General features: G+C 59.8%; 15 protein-coding genes. 4 read left to right on the top strand and 11 right to left on the bottom strand.

Going from position 1 to position 16,152, the window contains the following annotated elements; genetic code table 11:
- The first annotated feature begins 25 nt into the window (after nucleotides 1-25).
- From JZ00_RS12900 to JZ00_RS12890, 3 genes are all read left to right on the top strand, one after another.
- Nucleotides 26-1,042 carry a dihydrodipicolinate synthase family protein gene (locus JZ00_RS12900; RefSeq protein ID WP_039589575.1) on the top strand — a complete coding sequence of 339 codons (1,017 nt, stop codon included), beginning with the start codon at nucleotides 26-28 and terminating at the stop codon, nucleotides 1,040-1,042.
- A 16-nt stretch (nucleotides 1,043-1,058) separates the two neighbouring features.
- Nucleotides 1,059-2,528 (top strand): NAD-dependent succinate-semialdehyde dehydrogenase, encoded by a 1,470-nt coding sequence (locus JZ00_RS12895; RefSeq protein ID WP_039589576.1) that lies wholly within the window; start codon nucleotides 1,059-1,061, stop codon nucleotides 2,526-2,528.
- A 316-nt stretch (nucleotides 2,529-2,844) separates the two neighbouring features.
- Nucleotides 2,845-3,978, top strand: coding sequence for an FAD-dependent oxidoreductase (locus JZ00_RS12890; protein ID WP_082112080.1), 1,134 nt, complete (start codon nucleotides 2,845-2,847; stop codon nucleotides 3,976-3,978).
- 44 nt (nucleotides 3,979-4,022) lie between these two features.
- Here JZ00_RS12890 and JZ00_RS12885 read toward each other — a convergent pair whose 3' ends face one another.
- The 6 genes from JZ00_RS12885 to JZ00_RS12865 all read right to left on the bottom strand — a co-directional run bounded on the left by JZ00_RS12885 (nucleotide 4,023) and on the right by JZ00_RS12865 (nucleotide 8,940).
- Nucleotides 4,023-4,718, bottom strand: coding sequence for an EthD domain-containing protein (locus JZ00_RS12885; protein WP_232916644.1), 696 nt, complete (start codon nucleotides 4,716-4,718; stop codon nucleotides 4,023-4,025).
- 307 nt (nucleotides 4,719-5,025) lie between these two features.
- Nucleotides 5,026-6,387, bottom strand: coding sequence for a purine-cytosine permease family protein (locus JZ00_RS12880; protein ID WP_039589578.1), 1,362 nt, complete (start codon nucleotides 6,385-6,387; stop codon nucleotides 5,026-5,028).
- Nucleotides 6,388-6,392: 5 nt separating this feature from the next.
- On the bottom strand, nucleotides 6,393-7,070 hold the full coding sequence (locus JZ00_RS12875; protein WP_039589579.1) for a cysteine hydrolase family protein: 678 nt from the start codon (nucleotides 7,068-7,070) through the stop codon (nucleotides 6,393-6,395).
- 89 nt (nucleotides 7,071-7,159) lie between these two features.
- Nucleotides 7,160-7,312, bottom strand: coding sequence for a hypothetical protein (locus JZ00_RS31240; RefSeq protein WP_198724814.1), 153 nt, complete (start codon nucleotides 7,310-7,312; stop codon nucleotides 7,160-7,162).
- Nucleotides 7,313-7,374: 62 nt separating this feature from the next.
- Complete coding sequence (locus tag JZ00_RS12870; RefSeq protein WP_039589580.1) at nucleotides 7,375-8,418, bottom strand: LLM class flavin-dependent oxidoreductase; 1,044 nt, start codon at nucleotides 8,416-8,418, stop codon at nucleotides 7,375-7,377.
- Nucleotides 8,419-8,454: 36 nt separating this feature from the next.
- Complete coding sequence (locus tag JZ00_RS12865; RefSeq protein WP_039589581.1) at nucleotides 8,455-8,940, bottom strand: flavin reductase family protein; 486 nt, start codon at nucleotides 8,938-8,940, stop codon at nucleotides 8,455-8,457.
- A 324-nt stretch (nucleotides 8,941-9,264) separates the two neighbouring features.
- Between JZ00_RS12865 and JZ00_RS12860 the strand changes: the two genes are divergently transcribed.
- Complete coding sequence (locus JZ00_RS12860; RefSeq protein ID WP_039589582.1) at nucleotides 9,265-10,671, top strand: purine-cytosine permease family protein; 1,407 nt, start codon at nucleotides 9,265-9,267, stop codon at nucleotides 10,669-10,671.
- Between the two features lie 146 nt (nucleotides 10,672-10,817).
- On the opposite strand, the gene JZ00_RS12855 is transcribed toward JZ00_RS12860, so the two are convergent.
- The 5 genes from JZ00_RS12855 to ribBA form a co-directional block, all read right to left on the bottom strand.
- Complete coding sequence (locus JZ00_RS12855) at nucleotides 10,818-11,969, bottom strand: ABC transporter ATP-binding protein (protein ID WP_039589583.1); 1,152 nt, start codon at nucleotides 11,967-11,969, stop codon at nucleotides 10,818-10,820.
- 17 nt (nucleotides 11,970-11,986) lie between these two features.
- Nucleotides 11,987-12,796 (bottom strand): ABC transporter permease, encoded by an 810-nt coding sequence (locus JZ00_RS12850; protein ID WP_030142570.1) that lies wholly within the window; start codon nucleotides 12,794-12,796, stop codon nucleotides 11,987-11,989.
- A 6-nt stretch (nucleotides 12,797-12,802) separates the two neighbouring features.
- The gene (locus tag JZ00_RS12845; protein WP_152668428.1) at nucleotides 12,803-13,738 is read right to left on the bottom strand and encodes an ABC transporter permease; all 936 of its coding nucleotides are present in this window, start codon (nucleotides 13,736-13,738) and stop codon (nucleotides 12,803-12,805) included.
- Entirely contained in the window at nucleotides 13,723-14,748 is a 1,026-nt protein-coding gene (locus JZ00_RS12840) for an ABC transporter substrate-binding protein (protein WP_039589588.1), read from the bottom strand. The genes JZ00_RS12845 and JZ00_RS12840 overlap by 16 nt, the downstream gene beginning before the upstream one ends.
- A 229-nt stretch (nucleotides 14,749-14,977) precedes the next feature.
- Nucleotides 14,978-16,087 carry a bifunctional 3,4-dihydroxy-2-butanone-4-phosphate synthase/GTP cyclohydrolase II gene (ribBA, locus tag JZ00_RS12835; RefSeq protein WP_039589590.1) on the bottom strand — a complete coding sequence of 370 codons (1,110 nt, stop codon included), beginning with the start codon at nucleotides 16,085-16,087 and terminating at the stop codon, nucleotides 14,978-14,980.
- Nucleotides 16,088-16,152: the final 65 nt, after the last annotated feature.

The raw sequence follows: 16,152 nt of genomic DNA, 5'->3' as shown, positions 1-16,152 counted from the left end.
CTCCACTGTTCGAAGGAAAATCATCATGGCCACATACAAGAAAGCAGATGCCCGTGCCTGGGCGCGGGAAAACCTGGTGGGCTGCTCGGCGGTCACTATCCCAAGTTTCAGTGCCGATCTGAAGCTACTCAACGAACGTGGCATTCGCCACGACATTGAACAGACGGTCGGCCTGGGCTACAGCGCCACGTTGCTGTGCAGCGAACTGGCGATCTCTCCCCAGGAGAACGCACAGTTCACCGCCTGGGCCCGTGAGTCGGGGAAAAACCTGCTCCTGTTCTTCCACGCGGCTTTTGGCACGCTTGCCGAGAACATCGAGGCGGTGAAGCTTGCCGAGAATGCCGGCGCAGATATCGTCCTGCTCTCCTATCCGCCGCAGTTCTGGCCGACCAGCGAGCAGGAAATCTACGACTACACCAAGTCGTTCTGCGATGCCACGGACCTGGCCGTCATGCTCTTCCCGATTCCGCTCTGGGGCTTCGAGCGCGTGCATCCGGCGGGTATGTCGCTGGAGTTGGTCCGTCGCCTCCTGGCCGATTGCCCGAATATCGCCGCCATCAAGTCCGAGCAAGGATTTCCGTTGCCAGCGGGCATTTGCGAGATGTACTACCACTTCCGTGATCAGGTGGTGATCAGTTGCCCGATCGAAGGCGACGCAATCCCGTTGATGAGCCTGATGAAGTTGCAGTTTTCCGGCACCAGCAACACCGCCTGGATGAGCGACTACTACCCGAAAGCTTTCGAACTGGCCCGCACGGGCCGCTTCGAAGAGGCGATGGAGTTGTATTGGAAGGTCAACCCGGCGCGCAGTGCCAATGGCGCCGCTGCGCAAAGCTATGCCGGCGGCACCGGGGTACTCAATCGCACGATGTGGAAATACCAGGACTGGCTCGCCGGCTTCAACGGCGGCCCACTGCGTGCCCCGGCGATGCGTGTGCCGGATCGCTTCATGAAGTCGCTGCGTCAAGGGTTGGTCGCGTCGGGGTTGCCGGTGACTTCGGATCCTGACAGCGCCTTCATGATCGGGCGTCATCCGTGCTGATCGGGAGGGTTGCACAGTGAAGCATTTACTTAAGGATCCTACGCTGTGGCGTGACGGTGCCTATATCGCTGGAGAATGGCTGACCGAGACGCCGTACGGTCGGTACACGTTGCGCAACCCGGTGGATCAGACGGCGCTGGCCGAGTTGCCGCGCTGTCGCGAAGCTGAAGTCCGGCAGGCTATCGATGCGGCGCATGAGGCCTTTAGCCCATGGCGTCGCCTGACGGCCAAACGCCGTGGCGAGGTGTTGCGTCGTTGGTATGAGCTGATGGTTGAGCATCGCGAGGACATTGCCACGCTGATTACCCTGGAGGAGGGCAAGCCACTGGAGGAGGCGCGGGGTGAAGTCGATTACGCGGCGTCTTTTGTGCGCTGGTTTGGCGAGGAAGCCACACGGGTGCGCGGTGATCTGATTCCGGGCGTAAAGGACACTCAGCGCATCGTGGTCCTGCGCGAACCCATCGGCGTCTGCGCGGCGATCACGCCCTGGAATTTCCCCGCTGCGATGATTACACGCAAGGCCGCTCCGGCCCTCGCGGCCGGTTGCACGATGGTGGTGAAACCGGCCAGCCAGACACCGCTGACCGCGCTGGCACTCGCCGAACTGGCGCAGCGCGCTGGCGTGCCCGCCGGCGTTTTCAGTGTGATCACTGGCAACGACACCCGCGACATTGCCGGTGAGCTTACGGCCAACCCGCTGGTGCGCAAGCTCACCTTCACGGGGTCCACGGAAGTGGGCCGGCTGCTGCTGGCGCAAGCGGCGCAGACGGTCAAGAAATGCTCCATGGAGTTGGGCGGCAACGCCCCGTTCATTGTCTTCGATGATGCTGATCTGGATGCTGCGGCTGACGGGGTGATGTTGGCCAAGTTTCGCAATGGTGGACAGTCCTGTATCGGCGCGAACCGGGTGTTGGTGCAGTCAGGGGTTTATGACGCATTGGCGGAGCGCATCGTCGAGCGCATGGCACGCTTGAAGGTCGGCAATGGCCTGGAGCCGGGTGTCCAGGTCGGGCCGTTGATTGATGACGCAGCGGTACGAAAATCCCAGGCGCTGGTGGATGATGCTTTGGCGCAAGGGGCCCGGCTGCTGTCCGGCGGCAAACCCCATGCGCTGGGCGGGTGTTTCTTCGAGCCCACCTTGTTGGCTGATGTGACCCATGGAATGAGGGTCGCTCGCGAAGAGATCTTCGGCCCGGTCATGCCGCTGGTGCGTTTCGACACGGATGACCAAGCCATTGCCATGGCCAACGACAGCGAGTTTGGCCTGGCCGCGTATCTGTTCAGCCGTGACGCGGCGCGTATCTGGCGCAACGCCGCGCGCATCGAGTCGGGCATGGTGGGCATCAACTGTGGCTTGATTTCAAATGAGGTCGCACCTTTCGGTGGCGTGAAGCAGAGCGGTCTTGGGCGAGAGGGATCTCACCTGGGAATCGACGAGTTCCTAGAGGTTAAATACCTCTGCTGGGATGGCTTGGAAAACGTGTGAACAACCGTCGTTAAAGGCCGGTGGACGGCGGTTCGTGTGAGCCGTCGTTCATCGGCTTTTGTATTTGTTCTGCCGCAAAGGCAGGCACTCCGAGCAATGCCCTCGGCTTACCTGCGAGACCCATCGCCGCCAGCGATACCTCGGATTGTGCAAAGCGATTTCAGCGCTGGAATCCGATTCGATAGTCTCGTGGCTGATCCGGCATTTTACGTCGGCATTTCCCTATTTCTGCGGCGTTGATGCGATGACGCCGCAGAGCTCGTCGGTGCGCCATGCAATGTCTGCCCGAGTGAATAAGAATAATTAGGAGAGCGTGATGATTGCAGCAGTCAGTAAGGTCCTGGTGATCGGAGGCGGATTCTCCGGTATGACCGCGGCTATCCAGCTCGCCCGCCAGGGCGTCGAAGTGGACCTCGTCGAAATCGATCCGTTGTGGTGTCCTTTGGGGGCGGGGATTACGCTCAGTGGGCCCACGCTGCGAGCGCTTGATACGGTTGGGATTCTGGAAAGGGTCGCCGGGGAAGGGTACCTGTCGACCAATTTCGATGTGTTTTCACCGGTGGGCGACCTGATCGTGCAATTGGCGCTTCGCCCGCCGGTCAGCGATAAACCGATTCCCTGTGGTGGCGGCATCCTGCGCCCGGTACTGGCTCGAATATTTGCCGACAGGACGCGGGAAGTGGGGACCCGTGTGCGCCTGGGCATCACCTACGACAGCGTCATCGAGCATGACGATGGCATTGACGTGTCTTTCACCGACGGGACCACTGAACGCTATGACCTCGTCGTTGCCGCTGATGGCGTGCATTCGCGAACGCGAAAGGACTTTTTCCCGCAAGCACCCTCGCCAAAACCCATTCATCAGAGCGTCTGGCGCGCGGTGCTGAAGCGTCCGCCGGAAATCGTGCGTCCCAGTCATTGGCTGGGACGCACCAAGGTTGGCGTCAATCCGATCTCCGAAACGCACATGTACATGTTCCTCATGGAGAACCGCGAGTTTTCCGAGTGGATCGATCCGGCCAGTTGGCCGGGTGAAATGGCGCGCCTGCTAAGTGAGTTTCCAGCCCCGATCCTGCAAACGCTGGTGCCGCAACTGTACGAGACGGGCGCCAATATCGACTATCGTCCGCTGGCCAATCTGTTGGTGCCGCTGCCCTGGCACAAGGGTCGTATCGTGCTGATCGGCGACACAGTGCATGCCACCACGCCGCACCTGGCCTCCGGAGCTGGCATCGGTATCGAGAGCGCCATCGTGCTTGCCGAAGAATTGCTCGGCAATAGCAATCTACAGACGGCCCTGAGCCGGTTCGAAACGCGGCGCTGGGAGCGTTGCCAACTCGTGGTCGAGAACTCCGCACGGCTGTGCGAGATAGAGAAAAGTGGTGGGGACAAGGAAGAGCATGCGCAGATCATGCGGGAGTCTACTGCGACGTTGGCTGAGCCTATCTGAGTGATCGCGACCCTTCTGAATGGGAAGGGTCGCGCTGCTGGTCTTCAGGAGCAGTGATCGAAAATAACGACCTCTTTGACGTAGGCAAAAAAAGACGCCGATGTCAGCGCGACGCCGTCCTCGGCAAGTTTTTGAAACAGCGCTCGCTGATACTGCCTAAAGAAAGAAAAGTCCGCTTCATTTTCAAACCACAGGCTGGAGGCACCTTCGTATACGTTGATGTTCGGCCCGAAATAGGCCGTCACCTTGTCACCCTCGGGTAAGTACCGGGAGCGAACATACCGGCGTAAGGCGTTCTGGAAGCCAGGTTGTTCCCGGGTAATGCTCTCGTGAGCTGCGTCCCAAGCGTCGAAAAAACGATCGAGCGCCATGGCTGGATTCTTCTTCAGCAGGATCATCACCTTCCATGGGAGAGGCGCTGTAGCGGTGCTAGCCGTCTCCAATTCATCCATCAATTGAGCGAGCTGCTCGGAAAGGTCAGCGAAGTTCCTTGCATCGGGGCCTACGGTTTGCTGCGTATAGGGATCGCTGAAGGTGCGAATCAAACCTGGCGCGTCTTCAAAAAACAGCTCCGTAATGGAATCTTTGTGGAAGGACTGTGCGTAGGCATTGTCGGCGTCAACCCCGAAAGCCGCGTCGATGACATGGTTCTGCACGTACCTTTTAACGCCTAACGGCTTGGCTTTAGCGATCGCTCCGTGTGTGTGCTCCACATAGTTTAAAAACTCGGCATGGGTCATTCCGGGTTTTCTGCGTACAGCGGCTAGGATTTTTATCATGAGCGTGTTCTCGCTTTTGGCAGGGGCAACGGGTCTTGAACCTGATAGGCACTTGGTGCGGTTGTTATTCATCTGATTGTTTTTCAACACCAAAATATAAGGCCAGGTTTGTCCCGCAAACCAATCGGTATTCGTGCTGGTAGGTATCGCGCACTGACATGCTTAACGAGCGTTGAGCACGTTTCGTTATCGCCCATTGCCTTGGGCCATCTGCGATGTGCCGTCGAGCGAAGGACAACGCCGGGTATCGCACCCGGCGTCGGGGCTATCAGGACAATTCGCTGACTTCCAGGGTTCGCTTGTCCCGTTTCATCAACCCGTAATAGCTCAGGGCCGGCACCAGCAGCCCGACGATCCAGGCCAGGTCTACGCCATCCAGGGCATTGGCTACCGGACCGACATACAACGTTGTGTTCATGAAGGGGATTTCCAGAACGATCGCCAGCACGAAACTGCCGCAAGCGATCCAGTTGATGCGCCCGTAGATCCCGTCTTTGTCGAAGATGTCATCGATCCGGTACCGGCCTTTGCGCAAGCAGTAGTAATCCACCAGGTTGATCGCCGTCCAGGGGATAAGGAAGTAACTCATGAAGAAAATGAAGTTGAGGAAAAAGTTGATGAAGTCGTCCTGGCTGATGGTGCACAAGGCCGTTGCCACCAGACTGATCACTAGCATGAACACACCACGCACTCGAGGCGTCACCTTGAGCCGCGCGAAGGGTTCGATCACGGTGATGGTCGACATGAAGGCGCCGTACAGGTTGAAGACGTTGATCGACACCTGGCCATAGATAATGAAGGCGAATAACAGCAGCGCACCGCTACCAAACAACCCCGCGACATGGCTGCTGACGTTGCTGGAAAAATCCGTGATGCCAACGCTGAGAATCGCCCCGAGAATCATCATCCAGGTCCCACCGCTGACCGTACCCGCATAGCTGTACCAGAACACTTTGACGGCTGACGTACTGCTCGGCAGGTAACGCGAGTAGTCGGCGACATAAGGCGCATAGGACAGTTGCCAGGTCACGGCTATGCTCACCGCCACCAGAAATTTCGACAACGAGAAACCCGTCGGCAGCCATTGTTCGGCCGGGACCGGCAACTGCAAGGCGAGCACCGTAGCGGCGATAAACACCAACAGCGATAGAAGCGACAGTACTTTCTGCAGGCGATGAATCAGGCGATAGCCATAGAGCGCGACGACAAAGCACAATGCTCCGATCAGGTAGATATTGCCTGTGGCCGGCAACGGACTGACGGACTCCAATGCCTGCGCGGCGAGCAAGGTGTTGCTGACGAAAAAGCCCAAGTAAATGAGCATCACGAACAGCAGCGGCAGCACGGCGCCCAGCACGCCGAACTGCGCCCGGCTCTGGATCATTTGCGGGATGCCGAGCTTCGGTCCCTGGGCAGAATGGGAGGCCATGAAAATCGCCCCCACCAGTGAGCCGACGATGATCGCCAGTGCGCTCCAGAACAGATTCAACCCCATCGCTACCGGCAGCACGCCGGACGCGATGGTCGTGACGTTCATGTTCGCGCCAAACCAGATGAAGAACAGAGAGCCGGGCTGGCCATGGCGTTCTTGCTCAGGGATGAAATCGATGCTTCTTTTTTCGACTTGCATGGCGATTACTCCTGAGTCCGGACGAGATGGGTTTGCAAACGGGCGATGGTGCTTTCCAGCTCATGGGGCTGGTGGGCGAACAAGTCCGGACGCTCAGGGATCAGGCTTAGGTACTTGCGGTTTTCCAGGGCTCGCAGGCATTCGGCGCAAGTCAGGATTTCCAGCGCGTAGACCCAGTTGGCCATGATCAACAGCGCCGAGTAGTGTCCCGCTGGCGTGGTCGTCGTGCAGGCATCGCTAACCAGCTGGATATGAAAACCCAGGGCGAAAGCATCGAATGCCGTGCTGAGCACGCATACATCGGTCTGCACGCCGCAGATGATCAGGGTATCGACCCCGAGCGCCTTGAGGCGGGCATCCAGATCGGTGCGATGGAAGGCGCTGTAACGGCTCTTGTCGATAACGATTTCTTCAGGCTGCGGCGCCAGGCGTTCGATGATTTCCACTTGGCGGGTGCTGGCACGGTAACTGCTGGGACCGCCATCGGCCGCTAGCGGTTCGCCATGCGGCAAGTCACTGCCGTCGGCCTGATTGATGTGGCGGGTATAGATGACAGGCACCCGCAGGCGGCGGGCGGTCTCGAGCAGGGCGGCGGTGTTGGTTTGCACCGTGTCGAAGTGGTCCAGGACGAAACCGTCCTCCTGCTGCATGTCGATGATCAACAGCGCGTTTTTATTGTTCATTGAGCAAACCTGATCATGGCGAAGCATAAAGCACCGGGCGCGCCTCGTGATGACGAGACGCGGGTGCATGTATTCCAGTTCGGTTGTGCTCAGTGAACGGGTTGCCAGAAACCGTTCTGCTTGGCGGTAACGCTGGCGCGCAGGCGCTTGAAATGGAGATGCGAAGCGGTCCATTCGCCGCGCATGTAAACCTGCTCGGCGCCGGAGGGAAGGGCAAGTGATGGGCGCAGATCATTGATCATTGAAATCGACCCTACACGTCAGTCAGCCCCCGGCTTCGCGTCCGAGGGGCAGGTTGGTGGACTCAGCGAAACGCCGGGACTACATGCTTGATAAACAGCTCCAGGGATTTTTTCTTCTCCGCGTGGGGCAGGCTGTTATCGCACCAGAAGCTGAACTCATCAACGCCCAGTTCCTGATAGTACTTGATGCGCGGAATGATTTCCTCGGGGGTGCCGATCATGGCGGTCTTGTGCAGGCTTTCCAGTTGGAACTCCGGACGCTCGGCGAACTTTTCTTCAGGGCTCGGTTCCAGGAAGCCGTTGACCGGTGTCGTCTTATTACCGAACCAGGCATCGAAGGTGCGATAGAACTTCGAAATCGCCCGGGCCCCGATCTTCCAGCCTTCGGGATCGTCGACGGCATGCACGTGGGTGTGGCGCAGCACCATCAATTGCGGACGCGACACGCCGGGGTTGTTGTCCAGGGCCGCCTGGAACTTGTTCTTCAGGTCCAGCACTTCTTCGTCGCCTTTCATCAACGGCGTGACCATGACGTTGCAACCGTTGGCGACGGCGAAATTATGCGAGTCCGGGTCGCGGGCGGCGATCCACATCGGCGGGTTGGGCTTTTGGATCGGCTTGGGCACGCTGGTGGAGGTGGGGAATTTCCAGATATCACCGTCGTGGGCGTAGTCGCCTTGCCACAGGGCGCGCACCACCGGAACCATTTCCCGCAGGGCTTGGCCGCCGGAGGAAGCTGGCATGCCGCCGGCCATGCGGTCGAATTCCACTTGGTAGGCACCACGGGCCAGGCCGACTTCCATGCGCCCGTTACTGATCACATCCAGCAGTGCGCATTCGCCCGCTACCCGCAGCGGATGCCAGAACGGCGCGATGATGGTGCCGGCGCCAAGATGGATAGTGGTGGTCCTGGCGGCCAGGTAGGCGAGCAATGGCATCGGGCTTGGCGAGATGGTGTATTCCATGGCGTGGTGTTCGCCGATCCAGACGGTGCTGAAGCCACCAGCCTCGGCCATCAGGGTCAGTTCGGTCAGGTCTTCGAACAACTGGCGGTGGCTGACACTTTCGTCCCAACGCTCCATGTGCACGAACAGGGAAAACTTCATGACGCTTACCTCGGATCTTTATTATTGACTGTCGATTCAGGCGAGGACGGGCAGGGCGCCCATCTTGCCGTGGCAGTACACCAGCGGACCGGCGGTGTGCTGCGGCACTATCAGGTTCTTCACGGCGCCGACCATGATCGCGTGGTCGCCACCTTCATATTCGCGCCATAGCTCACATTCAATGATAGCCGTGGCGTTGGCCAGGATCGGATTGCCCAGTTCGCTCAACGTCCATTCGATCCCTTGCGCCTTGTCCTTGCCTTTGCGGGCGAAAGCGTAGGCTTCACTTTGCTGACTGCCGGAAAGCACGTGGATGGCAAAGCGTTTGTTCTTGATCAGTACCGGATAGGAGTCGGAGCTGTAGTTGGGGCAGAACAGCACCAAGGCCGGCTCCATGGACAGCGAGCTGAACGCGCTGGCCGTGAGGCCGACGATCTGCCCGTCGTCATCCAGCGTGGTGATCACCGTTACCCCGGACGGGAACGAGCCCATGACTTGTTTGTAGACGGCGGCATCGATCATTGGAAGGGTCCTCGGGTGCTGGAGCATGGTTCTTATAGGTTTGTAGGTCTTATGGTATACCGTAATACGTCGTTTGCAAGGGCTTTTTATTTCCGCCGATAAACGCATTTATATGGGACAAAGCCCAATGTTTACGGGGGCTATCGTGCAAGGTTGGGTGTGTTGAACCCTCATAAAAGCGGATCAGCTTGCCCTTCAACGATCGGATCAGTCTTGTGAAATGTTGGAATACCATAATATGGTTCGCATCTGAGGAGCCGCCGAAAAGCGCCTCTGGTTTGGCTTCATACAAATACAAGATCAGACAAACTCGAGTTCATGCACATGTCCCAGATGTCCCGGCAAGACCCGTTAATCGAGAATCACACGGTCGATTACGTCCCACTCGCGGAACGCCATGGCAGGGCCCGCGACCTGTTTACCCTTTGGTTCAGCACCAACATCGCGCCACTGCCCATCGTTACCGGCGCCATGGTCGTCCAAGTGTTCCATCTCGATCTGCTCTGGGGGCTGCTGGCGATTGCGCTGGGGCACCTGATCGGCGGTGTGGTGATTGCGCTGGCATCGGCCCAAGGGCCGCGCATGGGCATTCCGCAGATGGTCCAGAGTCGTGGCCAGTTCGGCCGTTACGGCGCGCTGCTGATCGTGTTCTTCGCGGCGATCATCTACATCGGCTTCTTCATTTCCAACATCGTGCTGGCCGGCAAATCCATCGTCGGCATCGCGCCGTCCGTGCCGGCGCCGCTGAGTATTCTGATTGGCGCACTGGCCGCCACCGCGATCGGGGTGATCGGCTACAACTTCATCCACACGCTCAATCGCATTGGCACCTGGGTGATGGGCGGCGCGTTGCTGGCCGGATTCATCTACATCTTCGCCCATGACTTGCCGGCGGACTTCCTGACGCGCGGCACCTTCAATCTGTCCGGCTGGCTGGCCACGGTGTCGCTGGGGATCATCTGGCAGATCAGTTTCTCGCCTTATGTGTCGGACTACTCTCGTTACCTGCCGGCGGATATCGGCATCGCCAAACCGTTTTGGGCCACTTACCTGGGCGCGACGCTGGGCACAATCCTGTCGTTCAGCTTTGGCGCCGTGGCTGTGCTGGCGACGCCGGAAGGTACTGAAGCGATGGATGCGGTGAAACAGTCTACCGGGTGGCTGGGGCCGATTCTGATGGTGCTTTTCCTGCTCAACATCATCAGCCACAACGCGCTGAATCTGTACGGTGCGGTGCTGTCGATCATCACCTCGATCCAGACGTTCGCCAGCCAGTGGACGCCGAGTATCAAGGTGCGCGTGGTGTTGTCGAGCGTAATATTGGCCGGTTGCTGCCTGGTCGCCCTCGGTGCGTCGGCGGATTTCATTTCTGAATTCATCGGGCTGATCCTGGCGCTGTTGCTGGTATTGGTGCCGTGGGCTTCGATCAATCTGATCGACTTCTACCTGATCAAGCGTGGCGAGTACGACATCACTTCGATCTTCCGCGCGGACGGCGGGATCTACGGGCGCTTCAATCTCCACGCGATCATTGCCTATTTCATCGGCATCATCGTGCAATTGCCGTTTGCAAACACCTCGTTGTACGTCGGCCCGTACGCCAATCTGGTCGAGGGTGCGGATCTGTCATGGCTGGTGGGCTTGGTGGTGACGTGCCCGTTGTACTACTGCCTGGCTACACGCGGGCAAACCCGACATAGCAAAGCGGCGAGGTTGAGCTACACGGACTGACCAAGCGTCAGCGATTATTCGACCTGCAGTTGAAACCATCGCATCCGCATCACCTTGGCAGCAAAAAAAAAGGTCACCACAGCCCGACGCTGTGGTGACCCGAGGGTGACAATGAAAAAACGGGCCCACCTTGGTGGGCCTTTGTCTTAGTGAGCGCCAGCAGCCTTGTTGAGGTCGCTTTCGGCCCATTCGGTATATACGCATGCATCGGCGGTGGCCCAGCGCACTCGCACCGGGTCGCCAGCCTTGAGCGGCATGCCTGCGGCGGACAGCGCCTTGACGGTCATGGCCGTTCCACCGGACGTCACTACACTGCAAGTCTGGCTTTCGCCGAGGAACAGCACTTCCACGACCTTGGCCGAGACTTCGTTCCAGCCGGCCGGCAGCAGGTCCTGGGTGGCTTGTTCGACGCTCAGGGCCAACGCTTTTTCCGGACGCACCATCAGCAACACATCCTGCTCGGATTGCAGGCCGGCGGTCAGGCGGATCGACAGCGATTGGCCTTCGAACGTCGCCGCAGCATTGCCCTGGGCCTTGAGCTTGAGGAAGTTGGAGTTGCCCAGGAACGAGGCGACAAAGGCGTTCGGCGGGTTCTGGTAGAGGTCATAGCCGCTGCCCAGGCCGACGATCTTGCCATGGCTGAAAATGGCGATGCGCTGGGACAGGCGCATGGCTTCTTCCTGGTCATGGGTGACGTAGACGATGGTGATGCCCAGGCGCCGATGCAGCTGGCGCAGTTCATCCTGCAAGTCTTCCCGCAATTTCTTGTCCAGGGCGCCGAGGGGCTCGTCCATCAGCAGGATGCGTGGCTCATAGACCAGCGCCCGGGCAATCGCCACGCGCTGCTGCTGGCCGCCGGACAGTTGCGAAGGGCGGCGATGGGCGAATTCTCCCAGTTGCACCAGTTTGAGCATAGCGTCGACCCGCCGTTCGCGCTCGGCACTGGCCAGTTTGCGAATCGCCAGGGGAAAGGCAATGTTGTCGCGCACCGACAGATGGGGGAACAACGAGTAGCGCTGGAACACCATGCCGATGTCGCGCTTGTGTGGCGGCACGTTGACCAGGGATTTGCCGTCCACCAGGATCTCGCCGCTGCTGGGAGTTTCGAACCCGGCCAGCATCGACAGCGTGGTGCTCTTGCCCGAGCCGCTGGAGCCGAGGAAGGTCAAGAACTCGCCGTCCTGGATCTCCAGGGAAATATCGTCCACGGCGGCAAAGTCGCCGTAATGCTTGTTCAAGTTGCGCAGGCTGACCAGGGTCTTGTTGTTCTGTTGTGCGGGGTCTTTGACAGCACTCATTGTGTTCTCCTAGGCGCTCAAGCGCTGATTTCATTGCGCCGGCGCAGGGCGGCGGCGATCACCATCACCAATACCGAGAGGCCGATCAGCAGCGTCGAAGCGACGGCGATCACAGGCGTCAGGTCCTGGCGCAGGGTGGTCCACATCTTTACGGGCAGCGTCTGCAGGGTCGGGCTGGCCATCATCACGCTCAGCACCACCTCGTCCCATGACACCAGGAACGCGAACAGCGCACCGGCGACCATGCCCGGGCGAATCGCCGGGAACGTCACCTTGAACACCGCTTGCAGGCGCGAGGCACCGCAAATCACCGCCGCATCCTCGATGGATTGGTCGAACAGCTTGAGCGAGTTGATGATGGAGATAATGGTGAAGGGCAGCGCGACGATCACATGGCTGACCACGAAGGCGAACATCGTCCCGGTGTAGCCGAGCTTGAGGAACAGCGCGTACACCGCCACAGCGATGATCACCAGCGGCACGATCATTGGCAGGGTGAACAGGCCATAGAGCATTTCCCGGCCCGGAAAGCGCCCGCGTACCAGGGCAAACGCGGTGGGCAAGCCCAGGGCTACGGCGCAGACGGTGGTCAACACCGCGACCTTGAGGCTGGTCAGGGCCGCGCTCATCCAGTCAGGATTGGAAAAGAACTGGCCGTACCATTTGAATGTCCAGCCCGGTGGCGGAAACACCAGCCACTGGGACGAGCCGAACGACAACAGCACGATGAACACGATCGGCAGCAGCAGGAACAACGCGATCACGCCAGTGGTGAAATACAAGCCGAACCGCATGCGCCGGCTCATGGCATTGGGTGTCAGGAGCATGACGGCTTACCTCGCGTTGCTGGCGCCCACCGGGGATTCCGGCTGGAGCTTCAGATAGAAGTAGAACAACACCAGGGTGATCGCCACCAACAAGGCCGCGCCGGCACTGGCCAGGCCCCAATTGAGGAACGATTGCACCTGCTGGATGATGAATTCCGGCAGCATCATGTTTTGCGCGCCGCCCAGCAGTGCCGGCGTCACGTAGTAACCGAGGGACATCACGAAGACCATCAACCCGCCCGAGAACAGCCCCGGCCGGCAAAGCGGCAGGAATACCCGGAAGAAATTGGTCCAGGGACTGGCGCCGCAGATGGAGCCGGCCTGCAGGATCATCGGGTCGATGGCCTGCATGGTCGCCTGCAACGGCAGGACGATGAACGGGATCATGATGTAGCTCATGCCGATCACCACGCCGGTGAGGTTGTGCACCATCTCCAGCGGCTGGTCGATGATGCCCAGGGCCATCAGTGCCTTGTTCACCACCCCCGATGCCTGCAACAGCACCAGCCAGGAATAGGTGCGGGCCAGCAGGCTGGTCCACATCGACAGCAACACGATGTTCAACATCCAACGGCCCCAGCCACGGGGCACCAGGGTGATTGCCCAGGCCAAGGGGAAACCCAACAGCAGACTGAACAGCGTCACCAGGCCGGCCACTGAGAACGTGTTGAACAACACCCGGGCATAGGCCGAGTTGGCGAAAAGTTGCTCGTAGTTGCCCAGCCCGGGCACCGGTTCCAGCACGCCACGCAGCAGCAGGCCGATCAGCGGCGCCAGGAAGAACAAGCCAAGGAAGAGCAGGGCAGGCAAAAGGTTGCCGGCCCCGCGCCAGCGTTGCAGCCGCGACGGCGTTTGCGGCTTAACGGCCTGGACGGTTGTCGCACCGGCGGCGCCCCCGGTGTGACGAGGTGCCGTTGCCGATATTTTCATTTGACCAGCCATTCGTTCCACCGTGTCGCGATGTCCTGACCGTTCTTGGCCCAGTACGCAAAATCAAGCGTGATCTGATCCTTGGCGTAGGCGGTCGGCAGGTTGGGAGCGAGCACCGAATCCAGGCGTGCGACGCTGTCGACGTTGACCGGGGCGTAGGCGGTCAGGTTGGAAAAGTCGGCCTGGCCCTTGGCGCTGCTGGCGTTGGCCAGGAACTTCATGGCGGCGGCCTTGTTTTTCGAGCCCTTTGGAATGACCAGGATATCGGCCATGACCAGGTTCTGCTTCCAGCTTACGCCGACCGGGGCGCCGTCCTGTTGCAGGGCGTAGATGCGGCCGTTCCAGAACTGGCCGATGCTGGCTTCGCCGGACGCGAGCAGTTGTTGGGATTGGGCGCCGCCGCCCCACCAGACGATGTCTTTCTTGATGGTGTCGAGTTTCTTGAAGGCGCGGTCCAGGTCCAGCGGGTAGAGCTTGTCCTGCGCCACGCCATCAGCGAGCAGGGCCAACTCGAGCACGCCGGGGCTTGGCCATTTGTAGAGCGCGCGTTTGCCGGGGTAGGTCTTGGTGTCGAACAGCGCGGTCCAGTCCTGGGGCTTGCCGGAGCCGAGCTTGCCTTCGTTGTAACCGAGCACGAAGGAGAAGTAGAAGGAGCCGACGCCGTGGTCGGAGACGAAACGCGGGTCGATCTTGTCGCGTTGGATGACCGAGAAATCGAGAGGTTCGAGCAGGCCTTCAGCGGCGGCACGCAAGGCAAAGTCGGCTTCGACATCGACCACGTCCCACTGCACGTTGCCGCTTTCGACCATGGCCTTGAGCTTGCCGTAGTCGGTGGGACCGTCCTGGACCACGGTGATGCCGCTGGCCTTGCTGAACGGGTCGGCCCAGGCCTGTTTCTGCGCGTCCTGGGTGCTGCCACCCCAACTGACGAAGTTGACGCTTTCAGCGGCCATCGATGCTTGGCTGGTGACACTCAGCAGGCCGGCAAAAAGAACTGCGGCTGCACTTTTCTTCAACACCATTTTCACGCCCTCATTGTTGTGTTTATTGAATGGGCTTCTGTTTGCCCACCTATCGGGAGCTTTGGGTCAATCGGTCTTGCAACTGACCGCGCCAAGGGAGGTTGGAGCGCTCGGTCTATGGAATATCATATTATGGTATTCCAAACTTTCTGCAAGCACTTTGCCGTACCGGTTATCCGTCTGGCTGGTTTTCTTGCGCACCCACAGGGGGAGTGTGTGTTGCTTCGGGTTATCCGGTGAAAGGAATACTCTCCACCACCTCCAGGTCATACCCGGTCAACCCTGCGTACTTGAGCGGCGGCCCCAGGTGTCGCAACTTCCCAACGCCCAGGTCCTGCAGAATCTGCGCCCCGGTGCCTACTTCAGAATAGATGCGCGATTGGGAACGGCTGAATTGTCGTGGTGGCTGGGTCAGTTGCGGTACGCGTTCGAGCAGCGCTTGGGAGGATTCGTGGTTGGCGAGTACGACCACCACGCCACGGCCTTCTTCGGCGACTCGTTGCAATGCCGCCCACAACGTCCAATTGGACGGGCCGTTGTATTCGGCACCGACCAGGTCCCGCAGTGGGTCGATCACATGCACGCGCACCAATGCCGGCTCTTCCCGGCGGATGTCGCCCATGACCATCGCCATGTGCACGCCGCCTTCGATGCGGTCTTCAAAGGTGAACAGGCGGAAGGTGCCGTGCACCGTGGGCAGTTCCCGTTCGCCGATGCGCACGACGGTGTGCTCGGTGCTCAGGCGGTAGTGGATCAGGTCGGCGATGGTGCCGATCTTGATGCCGTGCTTGCGAGCGAAAATCTCCAGGTCCGGGCGGCGGGCCATGGTGCCGTCATCGTTCATCACCTCGACGATCACCGATGCAGGTGTGAAACCCGCCAGGCGTGCCAGGTCGCAACCGGCTTCGGTGTGCCCGGCCCGGGTCAGCACACCGCCTTCCTTGGCCCGCAGCGGGAATATATGCCCTGGCTGCACAATATCGTTGGGCCCCGCGTCGGCGGCTACGGCAGCGGCGACAGTGCGTGCCCGGTCGGCGGCGGAAATACCGGTGGTCACGCCAGTGGCGGCTTCGATGGACACGGTGAACGCCGTGCTGAACACGCTGCCATTGCTCGGCACCATCTGCTCGAGGCCCAGGCGCTGGCAGTGTTCGTCCGTCAAGGTCAGGCAGATCAGCCCTCGCGCTTCACGGGCCATGAAGCTGATGGCCTGGGCGTTGCAGCAATCGGCTGCCAGCAGCAGATCCCCTTCGTTTTCCCGGTCCTCGTCGTCCACCAGCAACACCATCTTGCCGAGGCGGTAGTCTTCGATGATTTCCTGAATGCTGTTAAAGGCCATGTTGGGCTCTCTATATTGAGATGGGTGCAGAATGGATAGGACACGTGGTATACCATAATACAAAA

The sequence above is a fragment of the Pseudomonas frederiksbergensis genome (genome assembly GCF_000802155.2).
Taxonomy (GTDB): Bacteria; Pseudomonadota; Gammaproteobacteria; order Pseudomonadales; family Pseudomonadaceae; genus Aquipseudomonas; species Aquipseudomonas frederiksbergensis_A.
Note: the sequence above shows the minus strand (reverse complement) of the source record. Positions and strands in the feature narration are given on the sequence as shown.

What these genes read in the sequence shown, in the direction of transcription:
- JZ00_RS12850 (WP_030142570.1), bottom strand. Translation starts at nt 12,796, where the DNA reads ATGCTCCTGACACCCAATGCCATGAGCCGGCGCATGCGGTTCGGCTTG.
- JZ00_RS12855 (WP_039589583.1), bottom strand. Translation starts at nt 11,969, where the DNA reads ATGAGTGCTGTCAAAGACCCCGCACAACAGAACAACAAGACCCTGGTC.
- JZ00_RS12875 (WP_039589579.1), bottom strand. Translation starts at nt 7,070, where the DNA reads ATGAACAATAAAAACGCGCTGTTGATCATCGACATGCAGCAGGAGGAC.
- ribBA (WP_039589590.1), bottom strand. Translation starts at nt 16,087, where the DNA reads ATGGCCTTTAACAGCATTCAGGAAATCATCGAAGACTACCGCCTCGGC.
- JZ00_RS12845 (WP_152668428.1), bottom strand. Translation starts at nt 13,738, where the DNA reads ATGGCTGGTCAAATGAAAATATCGGCAACGGCACCTCGTCACACCGGG.
- JZ00_RS12865 (WP_039589581.1), bottom strand. Translation starts at nt 8,940, where the DNA reads ATGATCGATGCCGCCGTCTACAAACAAGTCATGGGCTCGTTCCCGTCC.
- JZ00_RS12880 (WP_039589578.1), bottom strand. Translation starts at nt 6,387, where the DNA reads ATGCAAGTCGAAAAAAGAAGCATCGATTTCATCCCTGAGCAAGAACGC.
- JZ00_RS12900 (WP_039589575.1), top strand. Translation starts at nt 26, where the DNA reads ATGGCCACATACAAGAAAGCAGATGCCCGTGCCTGGGCGCGGGAAAAC.
- JZ00_RS12870 (WP_039589580.1), bottom strand. Translation starts at nt 8,418, where the DNA reads ATGAAGTTTTCCCTGTTCGTGCACATGGAGCGTTGGGACGAAAGTGTC.
- JZ00_RS31240 (WP_198724814.1), bottom strand. Translation starts at nt 7,312, where the DNA reads ATGATCAATGATCTGCGCCCATCACTTGCCCTTCCCTCCGGCGCCGAG.
- JZ00_RS12885 (WP_232916644.1), bottom strand. Translation starts at nt 4,718, where the DNA reads ATGACCCATGCCGAGTTTTTAAACTATGTGGAGCACACACACGGAGCG.
- JZ00_RS12840 (WP_039589588.1), bottom strand. Translation starts at nt 14,748, where the DNA reads ATGGTGTTGAAGAAAAGTGCAGCCGCAGTTCTTTTTGCCGGCCTGCTG.
- JZ00_RS12890 (WP_082112080.1), top strand. Translation starts at nt 2,845, where the DNA reads ATGATTGCAGCAGTCAGTAAGGTCCTGGTGATCGGAGGCGGATTCTCC.
- JZ00_RS12860 (WP_039589582.1), top strand. Translation starts at nt 9,265, where the DNA reads ATGTCCCAGATGTCCCGGCAAGACCCGTTAATCGAGAATCACACGGTC.